Source organism: Arthrobacter sp. TE26545, assembly GCF_056279005.1.
This window is the reverse complement of sequence record NZ_JBWBQM010000001.1, coordinates 3,966,342-3,981,518: the sequence shown is the minus strand read 5'-3', so window position 1 is coordinate 3,981,518 and position 15,177 is coordinate 3,966,342. Positions and strand designations below refer to the sequence as shown.

18 protein-coding genes and 1 tRNA gene are annotated in these 15,177 nt (G+C 66.3%); 12 read left to right on the top strand and 7 right to left on the bottom strand.

The window, feature by feature from the left end; translation table 11 throughout:
- Positions 1-33: 33 nt before the first annotated feature.
- Positions 34-951, top strand: coding sequence for an intradiol ring-cleavage dioxygenase (locus tag ACZ9CK_RS18215; protein ID WP_476050693.1), 918 nt, complete (start codon positions 34-36; stop codon positions 949-951).
- Between the two features lie 10 nt (positions 952-961).
- On the top strand, positions 962-2,293 hold the full coding sequence (locus ACZ9CK_RS18210) for a M18 family aminopeptidase (protein ID WP_476050692.1): 1,332 nt from the start codon (positions 962-964) through the stop codon (positions 2,291-2,293).
- 4 nt (positions 2,294-2,297) lie between these two features.
- Here the strand turns inward: ACZ9CK_RS18210 and ACZ9CK_RS18205 are convergent, their stop codons facing one another.
- Both ACZ9CK_RS18205 and ACZ9CK_RS18200 read right to left on the bottom strand, forming a co-directional pair.
- Positions 2,298-2,969: a DUF1345 domain-containing protein gene (locus ACZ9CK_RS18205; protein WP_476050691.1), complete on the bottom strand. Its 672-nt coding sequence runs from the start codon at positions 2,967-2,969 to the stop codon at positions 2,298-2,300.
- Complete coding sequence (locus ACZ9CK_RS18200; protein ID WP_426301028.1) at positions 2,956-3,114, bottom strand: hypothetical protein; 159 nt, start codon at positions 3,112-3,114, stop codon at positions 2,956-2,958. The genes ACZ9CK_RS18205 and ACZ9CK_RS18200 overlap by 14 nt, the downstream gene beginning before the upstream one ends.
- A 148-nt stretch (positions 3,115-3,262) precedes the next feature.
- Here ACZ9CK_RS18200 and ACZ9CK_RS18195 point away from each other — a divergent pair.
- The 5 genes from ACZ9CK_RS18195 (at position 3,263) to rplI (ending at position 5,422) form a co-directional block, all read left to right on the top strand.
- Positions 3,263-3,345, top strand: a tRNA-Leu gene (locus ACZ9CK_RS18195).
- Positions 3,346-3,642: 297 nt separating this feature from the next.
- A complete protein-coding gene (gene rpsF / locus ACZ9CK_RS18190) occupies positions 3,643-3,948 on the top strand; it encodes a 30S ribosomal protein S6 (protein ID WP_021473324.1) in 306 nt (101 codons plus the stop codon).
- Between the two features lie 55 nt (positions 3,949-4,003).
- The gene (locus ACZ9CK_RS18185; RefSeq protein WP_426301026.1) at positions 4,004-4,585 is read left to right on the top strand and encodes a single-stranded DNA-binding protein; all 582 of its coding nucleotides are present in this window, start codon (positions 4,004-4,006) and stop codon (positions 4,583-4,585) included.
- A gap of 127 nt (positions 4,586-4,712) precedes the next feature.
- Positions 4,713-4,952, top strand: coding sequence for a 30S ribosomal protein S18 (rpsR, locus tag ACZ9CK_RS18180; RefSeq protein ID WP_003800144.1), 240 nt, complete (start codon positions 4,713-4,715; stop codon positions 4,950-4,952).
- Between the two features lie 17 nt (positions 4,953-4,969).
- The gene (gene rplI / locus ACZ9CK_RS18175; RefSeq protein WP_074591592.1) at positions 4,970-5,422 is read left to right on the top strand and encodes a 50S ribosomal protein L9; all 453 of its coding nucleotides are present in this window, start codon (positions 4,970-4,972) and stop codon (positions 5,420-5,422) included.
- Between the two features lie 90 nt (positions 5,423-5,512).
- Here the strand turns inward: rplI and ACZ9CK_RS18170 are convergent, their stop codons facing one another.
- Positions 5,513-6,058, bottom strand: coding sequence for a hypothetical protein (locus tag ACZ9CK_RS18170; RefSeq protein ID WP_476050689.1), 546 nt, complete (start codon positions 6,056-6,058; stop codon positions 5,513-5,515).
- Between the two features lie 368 nt (positions 6,059-6,426).
- Between ACZ9CK_RS18170 and ACZ9CK_RS18165 the strand changes: the two genes are divergently transcribed.
- Both ACZ9CK_RS18165 and ACZ9CK_RS18160 read left to right on the top strand, forming a co-directional pair.
- Positions 6,427-7,053, top strand: a complete 627-nt coding sequence (locus ACZ9CK_RS18165; protein WP_476050688.1) for an FMN reductase — start codon at positions 6,427-6,429, stop codon at positions 7,051-7,053.
- 80 nt (positions 7,054-7,133) lie between these two features.
- On the top strand, positions 7,134-7,496 hold the full coding sequence (locus tag ACZ9CK_RS18160) for a TFIIB-type zinc ribbon-containing protein (protein WP_476050687.1): 363 nt from the start codon (positions 7,134-7,136) through the stop codon (positions 7,494-7,496).
- Here the strand turns inward: ACZ9CK_RS18160 and ACZ9CK_RS18155 are convergent.
- Both ACZ9CK_RS18155 and ACZ9CK_RS18150 read right to left on the bottom strand, forming a co-directional pair.
- A complete protein-coding gene (locus tag ACZ9CK_RS18155) occupies positions 7,493-8,068 on the bottom strand; it encodes a hypothetical protein (RefSeq protein ID WP_426301017.1) in 576 nt (191 codons plus the stop codon). The two genes, ACZ9CK_RS18160 and ACZ9CK_RS18155, sit on opposite strands and share 4 nt — an antisense overlap.
- A 3-nt stretch (positions 8,069-8,071) precedes the next feature.
- The gene (locus ACZ9CK_RS18150) at positions 8,072-8,572 is read right to left on the bottom strand and encodes a hypothetical protein (protein WP_426301015.1); all 501 of its coding nucleotides are present in this window, start codon (positions 8,570-8,572) and stop codon (positions 8,072-8,074) included.
- A gap of 640 nt (positions 8,573-9,212) precedes the next feature.
- On the opposite strand from ACZ9CK_RS18150, the gene dnaB reads away from it, so the two are divergent.
- On the top strand, positions 9,213-10,595 hold the full coding sequence (dnaB, locus tag ACZ9CK_RS18145; protein ID WP_426301013.1) for a replicative DNA helicase: 1,383 nt from the start codon (positions 9,213-9,215) through the stop codon (positions 10,593-10,595).
- Positions 10,596-10,667: 72 nt separating this feature from the next.
- Here the strand turns inward: dnaB and ACZ9CK_RS18140 are convergent, their stop codons facing one another.
- A complete protein-coding gene (locus ACZ9CK_RS18140) occupies positions 10,668-11,648 on the bottom strand; it encodes an acyl-CoA thioesterase (RefSeq protein ID WP_426301011.1) in 981 nt (326 codons plus the stop codon).
- Positions 11,649-11,783: 135 nt separating this feature from the next.
- Between ACZ9CK_RS18140 and aztD the strand changes: the two genes are divergently transcribed.
- Positions 11,784-13,085 carry a zinc metallochaperone AztD gene (gene aztD, locus ACZ9CK_RS18135; protein ID WP_476050686.1) on the top strand — a complete coding sequence of 434 codons (1,302 nt, stop codon included), beginning with the start codon at positions 11,784-11,786 and terminating at the stop codon, positions 13,083-13,085.
- 87 nt (positions 13,086-13,172) lie between these two features.
- Here the strand turns inward: aztD and ACZ9CK_RS18130 are convergent, their stop codons facing one another.
- Positions 13,173-13,607 (bottom strand): DoxX family protein, encoded by a 435-nt coding sequence (locus ACZ9CK_RS18130; protein ID WP_476050685.1) that lies wholly within the window; start codon positions 13,605-13,607, stop codon positions 13,173-13,175.
- Positions 13,608-13,778: 171 nt separating this feature from the next.
- Between ACZ9CK_RS18130 and ACZ9CK_RS18125 the strand changes: the two genes are divergently transcribed.
- Positions 13,779-15,119, top strand: a complete 1,341-nt coding sequence (locus ACZ9CK_RS18125) for an MATE family efflux transporter (protein WP_426301005.1) — start codon at positions 13,779-13,781, stop codon at positions 15,117-15,119.
- Positions 15,120-15,177 lie beyond the last annotated feature (58 nt).

Genomic DNA, 15,177 nt, shown 5'->3' with positions numbered 1-15,177 from the left:
ACACGGCACAGGCCGCCGGGCTTCCATGGAGCCATGACAACTTCCAACGGTCCCCATCCCGACCACGACCGCGGACTCGAGTTCGATCTCTCCACCCTGCTGAGCCGCCGCAACACCCTCGGCGTGTTGTTCAGCGGCGCCGCCACCGCGGCCCTCGCCGCCTGCACCCCCGCCGGAACCGGCAGCGGAACCGCCACGGACAGCGCAGGCGGCGCTACGGCGTCGGGCACCGCAAGCAGCAGCACTGCCACCAGCAGCACGACGGCGGCCGCCTCGCCGTCCGCTTCCGCATCCTCGACCGTCACCCGCGCCTTTGCCGAATGCGGCGTGGAGATCCCGCAGGAAACCGCCGGTCCCTACCCGGGCGACGGCTCCAACGGACCCAATGTGCTGGAAGCCTCCGGGGTGGTCCGCCAGGACATCACCTCCAGCTTCGGCACCTCCAGCACCAAGGTCGACGGCGTCCCGCTGACCGTCACCCTGACCCTGCTGGACAACGCGAACGGCTGCGTCCCGCTTTCCGGCGCCGCCGTCTACGCCTGGCACTGCGACCGGGACGGAAAGTACTCGCTCTACGATTCCGGGCTGGAAAATGAGAACTACCTGCGCGGCGTCCAGGAGGCCGACGCCAACGGCCAGCTGAGCTTCACCACCATCTTCCCCGGCGCCTACAACGGCCGCTGGCCGCACATCCATTTCGAAGTCTTCGAGTCCCTGAGCAATGCCACCAGCGCGGGCCGGCTCCTGGCGGTCTCGCAGATCGCGCTCACGGACGCGGCCTGCCGCGATGTCTACGCCACCGCCGGCTACGAAACGAGCGCCGCGAACTTCCCCAACACCACCCTGAAATCGGACAACGTCTTCGGCGACGACGGCGGCGTCTACCAGCTGGCGACAATGACCGGCTCGGCGTCGGCGGGCTACACGGCGGCACTGAATGTGACCATCTAGACTCGGAGCCATGCCTGCCACCGCACATGAGCACATCCAGGACCTCGGCGCGTACGTCACCGCGTCGCCGTCGAGCTTTCACGCTGTCCACGAAGCAGCCCGCCGGCTCGACGCCGCAGGGTTCGCCAAGCTGGACGAGGCACAGGCCTGGCCGGTCTCGGCGAAGGGCGGCGGCTCGTTCTACGTGGTCCGCGACGGCGCCCTCATCGCCTGGGTGGTTCCCGGCGGCGCCGGACCGGCCACGCCCTTCAACATCCTGGGCACCCACACGGATTCGCCGTCCTTCAAGCTCAAGCCCAAGCCCACCACCGGCAAGTTCGGCTGGCTGCAGGCAGGCGTCGAGGTCTATGGCGGCCCGCTGCTGAACTCCTGGCTGGACCGCGAACTCCGCCTCGCCGGCCGGCTGGTGATGCTCGACGGCACCGAACACCTCACCGCCACCGGCCCGCTGCTGCGCTTCCCGCAGCTGGCCATCCACCTGGACCGCGCCGTCAACGAAGGCCTGACCCTGGGCAAGCAGCAGCACATGAACCCGGTGTTCGGTCTGGGGGACCCTGGCTCGGAGGACTTACTGGGGCTGCTCGCCGCTTCTGTTTCTCCGGCGGATGACGACGGCGGCGCGCCGGAGGAGGTGGATCCTGCCTTGATCGGCGGTTACGACATCGTGGTCGCCGATACCCAGGCCCCGGCGGTGTTCGGCGCCAAGGGCGAGTTCTTCGCCTCGGGACGCCTGGACAACCTCTCCTCCACACACGCGGGCCTGGCGGCACTGATCGCCCATGGGTCCGCGGGCGCGCCGACCGGCGGCCCGATCGCGGTCCTGGCCGCCTTCGACCACGAGGAAATCGGCTCCGCGTCTCGCTCCGGTGCGTGCGGGCCGATCCTGGAAGACATCCTGACCCGGATCTCGGACGGCCTGGGCGCCTCGGTGAGTGAACGGCGGCAGGCTTTCGCGTCGTCGTTCTGCGTTTCCGCGGATGCCGGCCACGCCGTGCACCCCAACTACCCGGAACGGCACGACCCCGCCAACCGTCCTGTCCTCAACGGCGGGCCGCTGCTGAAGATCAACGCCAACCAGCGCTACGCCACGGACGCCCCGGGCGCCGCGTTCTGGGCACGGCTCTGCGGAGAGGCCGGGGTGCCGTACCAGGAATTCGTCTCCAACAACGACGTCCCCTGCGGCTCCACCATCGGCCCCCTGACGGCGACCCGGCTGGGCATCCGGACGGTCGACGTCGGCATTGCGCTGCTGTCCATGCACTCGGCCCGCGAGCTGTGCGGCACCGAGGACCCGCACTCGCTGGCCGCCGTCGCGAAGCTGTTCTTCCGGACGGCTGCCTAAACCCTTACCCCGCCAGGCCGATCACCAAGTTGATGGTCGCGGCCAGGATCACGGTGCCGAAAAGATAGGACAGCAGGCTGTGCTTCAGGGCTTCGGCGCGGATGCGGTGGTTCTCAAGGTTCGTGTCCGACACCTGGTAGGTCATGCCCAGGCTCGTGGCGAGGTACGCGAAGTCCGTGTACCGCGGGGGTTCCTTCTGGTTGAAGTTGATGCCACCCTCCTCCCCGCCCGCGTCCTCACCGGTTTCGTAGTACAGCTCGGCATAGCGCAGGGTGAACAGGGTCTGGACCAACGTCCAGGACAGCGCGACACTCACCAGTGCCAGCGCTCCCGCGGCGAGCCGGCCACCCAGCCCGCCGCCGTCGTCCTGGTGTGATCCGACGACGACGGCGGCCACCGCTACGAGGCTCAGCAGGTTGGCGCCGAGGATGAGCACGTCCGTCGTGCCGCGGGAGGGGTCTTCTTCCGTCGCGTGCCTCTTGGTGGAGTCCGGATCCATGCGCCCGATAACGAGCCACACCCATGTGACAAACACCAGGGCTGCCGTGGTCCAGCCGACTGTAGGTGCCGCCACCCAGTGCCCCCCGATGCCGGTAGCCAGGGCGGCGGCAGCACCTGCGGCGAACATGACGGCGATGCGCAGCCGGTTGCGCCGGGCACGCTCAGTGGCGGCCATCGGATCCGCCTTCCCCGTCACGCTTCCTTTCGGCCTGCAGGATGCCGTCGCGGACCCCGGAACGGACCACGAAGTACAGGGCGTACAGGAAGATGGCGGCGGAGAGTACGGGAATCACGATGGCGTTCAGCGGTGCGGCGTCCATAGGGCCACCCTAGCCGTGCCGGGATCAGCCGACCGGCCTTTCGCTGGACACGCGCGGAGTGTCCGAATCGGCAGCTGCGGGGTTCCCGTGCTACGGTCTTTGTCGCTGCTACGGAGAAAAACGAAACACGGCTTCTCCGGATCACCTTGCGCGGGTGGCGGAATGGCAGACGCGCTAGCTTGAGGTGCTAGTCCTCGAAAGGGGGTGGGGGTTCAAGTCCCCCTCCGCGCACAACAGGTACACCCCGGTCCACGGACCGGGGTGTTCTTTTTGCCTAGCCGCCGGCGCGCGGCGCGAACATGATGACGGCGACGCCGAGCAGGCGGTTGTCCACATAGCCGGAACCGCAGCTTCCGCCCCGCGAACACGCCGAATAGCCTTGGGTGTAGGAGATGGACTAAGATATTGAAGTCTGTGCTGCGCCCTGTCCCCGAAATTTCCGGTGGCGGAGCCTTGCACGGCATCGCAAATGAACCTCCTGTTACGGAAATACCGTAACCGCTTAGCCCAAAGGAGGTGGGTTCACATATGCGTCCTTACGAATTGATGGTAATCATCGACCCCGAGGTCGAAGAGCGTACCGTTGAGCCGTCGCTTCAGAAGTTCCTGAATGTCATCACCACCGATGGTGGAACCATCGAGAAGGTTGACATCTGGGGCCGTCGTCGCCTGGCTTACGACATCAAGAAGAAGTCTGAAGGTATCTACGCCGTGGTGAACTTCACCGCTGAGCCGGCTACCGCCAAGGAACTTGACCGCCAGCTGTCTCTGAACGAGACCATCATGCGCACCAAGATCATCCGCCCCGAAGACCAGAAGGTTGTTGCTGAGTAATTCAGCTCCGGACTTTCCAATCTTTACCCCGTAGGAACGAACAAGGAGGCAGTAGATGGCAGGCGAAACCACTATTACGGTCATCGGTAATCTCACCAATGACCCGGAGCTGCGGTTCACCCCGTCTGGCTCGGCAGTAGCGAACTTCACCATCGCTTCTACTCCCCGGACCTTCGACCGCCAGTCCAACGAGTGGAAGGACGGGGAAACCCTGTTCCTCCGCGCGTCGGTGTGGCGTGAAGCAGCCGAGAACGTGGCAGAGTCCCTCACCAAGGGCATGCGCGTCATCGTTTCCGGCCGTTTGAAGAGCCGCTCCTACGAAACCAAGGAAGGCGAGAAGCGCACCGTCATCGAGCTTGAGGTCGACGAAATCGGCCCCAGCCTTCGGTACGCCAATGCCAAAGTCAACCGTACCCAGCGCTCCGGCGGTGGCGGATTTGGCGGCGGAAACGGCAACCAGGGCGGCTTCGGCGGCGGCGGTGGCTTCGGGGGCGGTTCTGGTGGAAACCAGGGCGGCAACCCCGGTGGAGGATGGGGCGGCAACCAGTCCGCGCCGCAGGATGACCCGTGGGCTACCCCCGGCGTCAGCAATGCAGGCGGCTGGGGCAACGGCCCGGACTCCGAACCTCCCTTCTAAACAAACATTCACGTCCGACGCCGGAACCCGCCCGGGTGCCGCAAGGCACCCAAGGTGGCAGACGCCGTCGGACACCCACCATCCCGTGGATCAATATCCACGGGCTCCATAGAAAAGGAGCTCCACGATGGCTAAGGCTGAACTCCGTAAGCCCAAACCAAAGTCCAACCCCTTGAAGGCCGCTGACATCACCGTCATCGACTACAAGGACGTAGCACTGCTGCGCAAGTTCATCTCCGACCGCGGAAAGATCCGCGCTCGTCGCGTCACCGGCGTTACCGTTCAGGAACAGCGCAAGATCGCCCAGGCAATCAAGAACGCCCGCGAAGTTGCACTGCTGCCCTACTCCGGCGCTGGCCGCGGCTAAGGAAGGGATTAACTAACATGGCAAAGCTCATTCTGACCCACGAAGTTACCGGTCTCGGTGCTGCTGGCGATGTTGTCGAGGTCAAGAACGGTTACGCACGTAACTACCTCCTGCCCCGCGGCTTCGCTCTGACCTGGACCCGTGGTGGCGAGAAGCAGGTTGAGTCCATCAAGGCTGCACGTGCTGCCCGCGCCCACGCTTCTGTTGAAGCTGCACAGGCACAGGCCGCTGCGCTGTCCGCCAAGAAGGTTCAGCTCGTAGTGAAGGCCGGCGAGTCCGGTCGTCTCTTCGGCACCGTCAAGCCGGCCGACGTCGCAGCTGCTGTTGAGGCTGCTGGTCTCGGCTCCATCGACAAGCGCAACGTTGAACTGCCGAACCACATCAAGTCTGTTGGTTCGTACCAGGCCAACGTCCGCCTGCACGAGGACGTTTCCGCTGTCATCGACCTCGAGGTCGTTGCCAGCAAGTAGCGCAAGTAGTCATTGACTGCACGAAAGACCCCCGCTCCCGGATTCCGGAGGCGGGGGTCTTTTGCTTTAGCTCGAGGGCGAAGCGATCGGTCAGACGCCCCAGTGAGCGAGGATTGCTTCGCAGAAGTCGTCGTTCGTGCCCGTCGAACCGAAGATCAGCTCGTCGCTGATCACCTCGCCGGACGCAGTGTCGATGGTGAAGAGGGTGCGGATCTGGCCATCGCCCTTGGCGAGGAGCTTACCGTCGCTTCCCACAAGCCGGTCTCCTCCGGTGAACAGCGCAGTGATGCTGAGCGTCCCGTCGCCGTTGTCGACTATCTTGAGGTCCTTGGCGAGCGTGTTCGGCTGGATGTCGGTCACGGTCATCCCGTTGTAGGTGAATGTCTGGACGATACTGGCCTCCTCGTGGAACCACAGCGGGCCATCGCTGCCGCGCATCTTGATGGAGCCGGAACCAGTCTGGTCATAGGTGAATGAGGGCTGCAGCCCCGAGCCGCAAAAGTCGTCGACGACGCCGCTGGTCGAGAAATCGAGGCTGTAGCGTTCAATGACCTCCGCACTGGCGGGGGCGGCCCCCGCGATGGCGAGACCGCCGATGAGGACCGCGGTGACGAGTGGGTTGAGTTTACTGGGCATGGTGGTGACTTTCGACGGCGCGGATTCTGCGCACGGATACAGAAAGTGTCACTGCCGGCACATGGCGGTTCGCGAAGCACCGGTTGCGACGACGCCCCAGCCTGCGACTGATGTTACTCCCAGGATCCGCCCCGCGGTACGCCCCGCGACAGGACGGCGGAAGTCCGTCAGCGCGCCCGCGCTTTTCGAGCGCGAACGAGCAGATGATGCCCCTGGATCCGCGAAAACGGGGCCTTATCTGTACGTTCGCGCAGAGTGCTTAGCTGGGGAAGGGCCGCCGGGAATACTTCAACGGATCCCGTCGTTTGGTGGTATAGATGCAAATGCATGTAGTCTGAAAACGAACCACCGAGCATCAGGAGAACACCATGGAGACCCGCCGCATTACCGTCCTATCCGCCGGACTCGGCGTCCCGTCGTCGAGCCGCCTGCTCGCCGACCAGCTCGCCGCCTCGGCGAAGCGACAGCTCGGCGAGGCAGGCTACGACGCCCGGGTCGAGGTCATCGAGCTGCGCGAGCTCGCCGTGGACATCGCGAACAACTTCGTCACCGGCTACGCGGGCCCGCGCCTCGCGGAGGTGATTTCCGGCGTCGAGCAGTCCGACGGGATCATCGCGGTCAGCCCCGTGTTCAGCGCCTCCTACAGCGGCCTGTTCAAGTCCTTCATCGACGTCCTGGACCCCAAGTCCCTGGACGGCAAGGCCGTCCTGATGGGCGCCACCGGCGGCACGGACCGCCACCAGATGGTGCTGGACCACGCCATGCGGCCGCTCTTCAGCTACCTGCGGACCCGGATGACCCAGACCTCCGTTTTCGCCGGCCCCCAGGACTGGGGGAACAACGACGGCGGCGGCTCGCCCTTGTCCGCCCGCGTGGACCGGGCGGCCGGGGAACTGGTGCAACTGCTGAGCGGCGAACAACCGCACCGCAAGGCCGATTCGATGGAGTCCCTGCCGTTCGAGCAGCTCCTCGCCGGAATCACCGGCGGCCGCTAGCCCGCGCCACCCGTCACCCACCAGGCCACCGGCCGCTGGACGGACCGAACTTTTTACCGGCCCGGGTCGTTGAGCCGAACATGAAGTGTCCTGTGGATTCAAATGACCTGGTGATGAGCGACCGGAACGGCGTGGAGATCGACTACTGCCCGCAGTGCAGGGGCGTCTGGCTGGACCGGGGTGAGCTCGACAAGATCATCGACCGGGCGGCGGGCCAGTACGGCGGGCAGTCCGCACCCGCCGCACCCCAGGCTCCGCCTGCGCCCGCCCCTCCGCCGCTTTACGACCGCGGCTACCTTGAGCAGCCCGGTTACGGAAACGTCCAGGATCCACGCTACAACCGGGAGAAGCCGCGCTACGAGGACCGCAACTACGGCAAGCAGGGCTACGACCGGCGGCATAAGAAGAAGGAAAGCTGGCTGGGGGACCTCTTCGACTTCTAGTCCTCCAGCAGGGCGATGAATTCGCGCGCCTGCGCGAGGGAAATGTCAGAGTGGCGCACCAGCGCAAGGGCGGCGGCCTCTACGTCGCCGCTCTTGGCGAGCGTGCGGATCCGCCCGTAGATGTCGTCATTGAGCATGTTGCTGCTGACCTCGCGGATCACGTCGCCCTTGCTGGCGATGGCCCGGTAGCGGTACGGGAAACGCTCGGGTTCCTCTTCCTCCGGGAGCAGGTCAGCGGGCGGCGGTTCAGGCTGCCGGAACGGCTGAGGGTGTGCCGCGAGGGCTGCCACTGCGTCGCGGGAGGCGCGCAGGCCCTCTCCCGTGCTGCTGAGGTACAGCTTGATGGCGGCCATGGCCTGCCCCTGGGCGATGAGCGAATACAGCCGGCGGTGCTGCTCCTCGCTTAGCTTCGCGGCGGATTCGCGGGCCAGTTCCACGGCGTCCACAGGCGCGCTGGCGGCGTCATGTGCCGCACGGTACTCCGTCGCACGGCGGCTCAAGCTGCGGTTCAGCAGCAGGACGGCGATGACCACGGCAACCAGGATCAGGGCCGGGACGATCAGGGATTCCATGTATCAGAGCCGATCTATGTAGTTCTTTGCGGAAAGCAAGTCCGTGCGGGTGTACTCCCGTAGAAGTTTAATGGCCTGGATCTTCTGCCCGTTGCGGGCCATGGTCTGCAACTGCCGTACGAATTCCGGATTCAGCTGGCCGTTTGGAAGCACCGCCTGGAGGCGCCTCCCCGACGCCGGTGCTCCCGCCGCCGCCTGGTGTCCGGCCGGCGGACGCGCTGCCGCGTCCTGCAGTGGCTGGTGGCTTTCGGATTGCTGGCGGGCCTGTTGCTCGTTCTGGCTCGGCAGCGTTGACGCGTTGATCCGGGCACGGGCGGCCAGGGCGGCGCGGGCCTGCTCGGCCTGGTGGGCAGCGGAACGCTCGGCGAGTTCACGCTGATAGCGCTCGGCGTCAGAGATGCCGAAGTCCCTGGGTTTGAGGGCATGGTTCACTGCCCAGATCACCGTTACGAGGATGGCCGCAGGCATTGCGACAATCAGCGCATCCCCCAAGGTGAAGTCCATGTTTAGAGCTTATGCCAGTTGCCAGTTATCCACAGCACATTCCCATCTGGGCATGTTTTTTGAGAGAACACTGTCGAATTTCCGGGGAATTTGTGGGCCACATCACATGCGGGGCATATTTTGGCGCCGGACGCGGTCTCGAGCGGCTCGTCCATGCGCTCCGCGGCATTGAGGCTGTGGATGGGGAAAGCCGGAAAATACTTTTGTTACACAGCCTGTTCGAAGAGTTTTCCCAGTTCAGGGGCGTGTTTTGGGAGAAACTATTTTGCTTTCCACAGGATGATGCACAGACTGTGCACAAGCAGCGCCACGTTATCCACGGGTTATCCACAGGCGCGACTTGGTTCCCCGAAAGAGCGGGGATAACGTGGCTGGGTACCCCTTTCTGGTACGTGGATTGCCCTGTTTTCGCCGCCGCGGGAGCTTTGTGCACAGGTCCTTTCCGGGCCTTGTGGATTTCCTTGTGGATAACCCGTGGATTGCTGGGGAAATCCTGATCTGCCGGCTCCGGATGGTGCCGGCGGAAGATTGTCGGTGCCCTCGGCGAGGATTGGGCAACGGCAGATACCAGGCAGCCGGCAGCCCCTTGGGGTGCGCCAGGCCGTCCTGAAGCACCCAGCGGTACACATGGAGGACGGCTTTGTCAGTTACGCACCTGGATTCTATTGAGGGCGGCCGCTCATCCGAGCTGGGCCGGACTCCCCCGCAGGACATCGCCGCAGAGCAATCGGTCCTCGGCGGCATGATGCTGTCCAAGGATGCCATCGCGGACGTCGTGGAGATCGTCCGCGGCCACGACTTCTACCGTCCCGCCCACGAGACCATCTACGAATCGATCATCGATCTCTATGGCCGCGGCGAGCCGGCCGACGCCGTCACGGTCTCCGATGAACTGACCAAGCGCGGCGAGATCAACAAGATCGGCGGCCCCGCCTACCTGCACGAGCTCATCCAGACGGTCCCCACCGCGGCCAACGCCGGCTATTACGCGGAGATCGTGGCAGAACGGGCCGTGCTGCGCCGCCTCGTGAATGCCGGAACCAAGATCGTCCAGATGGGCTACGGCCAGGACGGCGAAGTCGAGGACCTGGTCAACCAGGCCCAGGCCGAGGTCTATGCCGTGGCCGAGCGCCGCACTGCCGAGGACTATGTCGCCCTGAAGGACGTCATGGAATCGACGGTGGACGAAATTGAGGCTTCCGGGCACCGTGGCGAGGGCATGACCGGCGTTCCCACAGGCTTCTATGAGCTCGATGAGCTGACCCACGGCCTGCATCCCGGCCAGATGATCGTCATCGCGGCCCGGCCCGCCGTCGGTAAGTCCACCTTCGCGCTGGACTTCGCCCGCTCGGCGGCCATCAAGCACAACCTCGCCACCGTGATGTTCTCCCTGGAAATGGGCCGGAACGAAATCGCCATGCGCCTGCTGTCGGCAGAGGCCACCATCAGCCTCCAGGACCTCCGCAAGGGCACCATCAAGGACGAGCAATGGTCCAAGATCGCCACCACCATGGGCCGGATGAACGACGCCCCGCTGTTCATCGATGACAGCCCCAACATGTCCCTGATGGAGATTCGTGCCAAATGCCGGCGCCTGAAGCAGCAGCACGACCTCAAGCTCGTGGTCCTGGACTACCTGCAGCTCATGAGCTCCGGCAAGCGCGTCGAATCCCGCCAGCAGGAAGTGTCCGAGTTCTCGCGTGCGCTCAAGCTGCTCGCCAAAGAACTCCAGGTGCCCGTCATTGCCCTGTCCCAGCTGAACCGTGGCTCCGAACAGCGCCAGGACAAGCGCCCCATGGTCTCGGACCTTCGTGAATCCGGCTCCATCGAGCAGGACGCCGACATGGTCATCCTGCTGCACCGCGAAGACGTCTACGACAAGGAGTCCCCGCGCGCCGGCGAGGCGGACATCCTGGTTGCCAAGCACCGTAACGGCCCCACCAAGGACATCGTGGTCGCCTTCCAGGGCCACTATTCGCGCTTCGCCAACATGGCCGGCGACACGGGCGGCGGCGGCTTCTAGCGCCGCCCAGGCGCCCCGGCCGGATCCCGGAACCGCTTGGGCGCCCTCGTCCTGCAGCAGATGGTCGGGGTCCTACAGCAGATGCTGGGGGTCCTGCAGCAGATGGTCGGGCAGGCGGTTGCCCGGTGCGCCACCCCGGATTTCCAGCAGGTCCCGGGCATGCGTGTGTAGCCGCTTGTCCTCTTCGCTGACCGGCACCCATTGGGGTACCGGCACCGAGGTTCCGCTGTCGTCGCGGGCCACCATCACCGTCAGGCAGTAGGTGGTGAGCCGCATTTCCCGGCTCTTCGGGCTGCCGGAACGCACGTGGACGGCGACATGCATGCCCTTGTTGCCGGTGTACACCAGGCGCGCCTCCACTTCCACCACATCGCCGATCATCAGCGGCCGGTAGAAGCGCACGCCGCCGGAGAATACGGCAACCGTATCCCTGCCGCAATACCGCGAGGCGCAGACGTAAGCGGCCTCGTCGATCCATTTCATGACGATGCCGCCGTGCACCTTGCCGCCCCAGTTCACATCGGTGGGGGCGGCCATGAAGCGCAGCACCACGCGCTCGGCCGTGCCGGCGTCGGTATATTCCTGGGCGTTCATCGCTTCGACGATCTGCTCGCGCACGGCGATCCGCGCCAGCGCGCTGTCCCGCTGTTCGATTTCGGCCGGCGTCGAGGGTGTGAACTGGGGGACCGGGACCGGCTTGCCGTCCGGACCGACTGCCACGAAAATCACCAGGCACTGGCTGCGCATGGTGGCAGGGCCACCCTTGGGGTCAGCGGCGGAGGTGACAGTGCGGATGTGCATCGAGGAGCGGCCCGTGTAGACGATGGTCGCCTCCACTTCCACCATGTCGCCGCTGTTCACGGGATCGCTGAAGTGGATGTTGCCGACGTATGCCGTCACGCAGTAGGACTTCGCCCAGCCGACGGCGGCCGCATACGCCGCTTTGTCCACCCACTCGAGGACCGTGCCGGCGTCCACCGAACCGCTGTGCCCGACGTCGGTGGGGGCGGCCAGGAAGCGAAGGGTGACGGAGTGCGGTGCGGGCTCGCTCATGAGGCGAGTTTAGCCACGGGTCCGACGGCGGTGCCTTGTGTGACGGCGCCCGTCACCTTCGGGCCGGGACGGCAAAAGGCAGCCGGGGGCCGCGCCAATTTCACTACTACTAATGAGAGTCATTATTGTTAGCGCATGATCACTCACCCCTCGTCCAAACGTCCTGCCCGCCGCGTTCTTGCGGTGCCATCCATCGCCCTTTCGGCCGTCCTGCTCGCCGGCTGTGGCGCCGCCGTTTCGCCGGGAGCGGCTACCCCGAGGGCCGCCTCGCAGCCGCCCGGGAGTGACGCTTCCCCCGGCGCGGCGAAGGAGGCCCAGGGACCCACGCCGCGCCTCGTCCTCACCCATGACGGCGGCATCACGGTACTCGATGCCAAGACCCTCAAGCCCGTGGGCGGAGCGGACCTTGGCGGCTTCAACCGCCTGAACCCGGCCGGCGACGGCCGCCATGTACTGGTCTCCACCGGGGACGCCTTCCGCGTGTTCGACGCCGGCTCCTGGAGCGAGCCGCACGGCGACCATAGCCATCATTACGCCGGCGAACCGCGCCTGACGGAACGCTCCTTCGAGGCAAGCAAGGCCGGCCACGTGGTGCGCCATGCCGGGAGGACAGTGCTGTTCAGCGACGGCTCGGGAAAGGTTGAAAGCTTCAATCCCGCGGGGCTCGCGAAGGCCCTCGCAAGCGGCCTGCCCGAGACCGATGTCTACACGGCATCGGAAGCCCATCACGGCGTCGCGGTTCCGCTAGAGGGCGGCGGCCTGCTGGTGACCCTGGGCACGGAGGAGGGCCGCTCCGGCGCCGTCGTCCTTGGCCCCGGCAAGGGGCAGGACCGCAAGGAAATTGCCCGGAACGAAAACTGCCCCGGTGTCCACGGCGAGGCAGTCGCCGCGCACGGCACCGTTGTACTCGGCTGCGAAAACGGCATGCTGATCTACAAGGGCGGCAGGTTCACCAAGGTGGCCAGCCCGGACAAGTACGGGCGCATGGGCAACCAGGCCGGATCCGAAAACTCCCCGGTGATCCTGGGTGACTACAAGGTGGACAAGGATGCTGAGCTGGAGCGGCCCACCCGGATCTCCCTAGTCAACACCGACACCGCCAAGCTGCGGCTCGTGGACCTCGGGACCAGTTATTCCTTCCGTTCCCTCGGCCGCGGCCCGTCCGGCGAGGCGCTGGTCCTCGGAACCGACGGCGGCCTGCGCGTAATCGATCCCGCCAGCGGCAAGGTCGTTTCCACCATCAAGGTGACGGCTCCCTGGACTGAGTCGACCACCTGGCAGGACCCACGGCCCACCCTCTTCGTACAGGGCTCGACTGCGTACGTCACCGAGCCGGCGGCTCGCAAGATCCACGCCGTGGACCTGGAAAGCCGCAAGGTGCTCAAGAGCGGCGTGCTGGATGTCGTGCCGAACGAGCTGACCGGCGTCGAGGGCTGAGTCCGGAAGCCTCAAACAGGGCAGCGCACCCGCCGAAACGGGTGCGCTGCTCATTCCGGCTTCGTGCTGCGTGATTTCCTTAGGCGCTCAGGCGAGGACGCCCAGCTTGGAGCCCTTGCGGCCGAATGCGGCGGCGTCGATAGAGAGCCGCCCGGCCCCGGCCAGGGCCACGGCGAGGGCGCCGCCGCCGAGCGCAAGCACCAGCTCGTAGCCCCCGTTGGCGACAAAGACGCCGGCCGGCGCATGTACCAGCACCAGCGCGCCGAGCATGTCCACTGCGAGGAGGGCGCCGAAGACGCGGGTCAGGAGGCCGGCGATGAGCGCGATGCCGCCCACGAGTTCCAGTCCGGCCACAAGCGGCGCGACGACGGACGCACCGGGGACGCCCATCTGGGTGAAGGCGGCCTGGGTGCCCGGGATGGTGAATTCATTGAATTTCTGCCAGCCGTGCGCGGCGAAGATGAATCCGACGATGACGCGCAGGACTGTAAGGGCTGTGTTGGTCAGGGTGGACTTGTTCATGGGTTTTTGCACCGTTCGTTGCGGTTGGCGGTCCGGGGACGCTCCGGCGCGGGCCGGGATCTGCGACGCCCTCCTTAAGCAGCCTTGCGAAATATGCTTGAAGTGTCAAGTAAATGTGACGGGGAGCAACGAAGCCCCTGGCCTGTCCGCCCTGCCCGTTATGGTGGAAAAGTGCCCCAGACCGTAGCCCGTGCCGCCAGCCCGTCCCATGCCCGCGAGATCCTCCGCCTCGCCGTCCCGGCTTTCGGCGCGCTGATCGCGGAACCCCTGTTCCTCCTGGCGGACTCGGCCATCGTGGGCCACCTCGGCGTCAGCCAGCTGGCCGGCGTCGGGCTGGCTTCCACGTTGCTGCACACCGCCGTCGGGCTGATGGTCTTCCTTGCTTACTCGACGACGCCGGCGGTCGCCCGGGCGATCGGCGACGGCAAGCTGTCCAAGGCGCTCGCGGCGGGGCGCGACGGCGTGTGGCTGGCGCTGCTGCTGGGCGCGGTGCTGGCTGTGGCCGGCTTCTTCGCCGCCGGGCCGCTCGTAGACCTGTTCGGCGCCGGGGGAGAGGTGCGCGGCTTCGCCGTCGACTACCTCCGCTGGTCCATGCCCGGGCTGGTGGCCATGCTGCTGATCTTCGCGGGTACCGGAGTGCTCCGCGGCCTGCAGGACACCCGCACCCCGCTGGTCGTGGCCACCGCCGGCTTCGCCCTCAACATCGCCCTCAACTGGGTGCTGGTCTACGGGCTGCACCTTTCGGTCACCGGTTCGGCGCTTGGCACCAGCATCGCGCAGTGGGCCATGGCCGCGGTGTACCTGGTGATGGTGGGCCGCAACGCCCGCCGGCACAGGGTGTCCCTGCGGCCGGACTGGCACGGCATCCGTGCTATGACCACCGTGGGTTCCTGGCTGATGCTCCGCACGCTCTCCCTGCGCCTGGCGATCCTCGCCACCGTGCTCGTCGCCACCTCGCAGGGCGCGGTCAACCTGGCCGCGCACCAGCTGACAATGACCATCTTCTCCTTCCTGGCCTTCGCGCTGGACGCCCTGGCGATCGCCGCCCAGGCCCTGATCGGCAAGGAACTCGGCGCGGCCAGGCCCGCCCGGGCGCGCTTGCTCACCCGGACAATGATCCGCTGGGGCCTTGGCTTCGGGGTCGTGACCGGCGCCCTGCTGGCCGCGGCCGCGCCCTGGGCCGGCCTGCTCTTCACCTCCGACGCCGCCGTGCAGTCCGCCCTCACCGGCGCGCTCTGGATCCTGGCCGCCGGACAGCCGCTGGCCGGCTTCGTGTTCGTGCTCGACGGCGTGCTGATCGGCGCGGGCGACGCCCGCTACCTGGCGATCGCCGGCGTCGTGAACCTCGCCTTCTACTTCCCCCTGCTCGCCGCCGTCCACCTGGCGCGGCCCGAGGGGGCGGCCGGGCTGCTCTGGCTCTGGGCGGCTTTCGGCCTGGGCTACATGCTGGCCCGCGGCGTCACCCTCGGCCTGCGCTCGCGCAGCGACAAGTGGATGGTGCTGGGGTCATGATCCCCGGCCCGCAGGAGGCCCCGGCGGGAGGACGGGTTCTGATCGCTAAACTGGATTG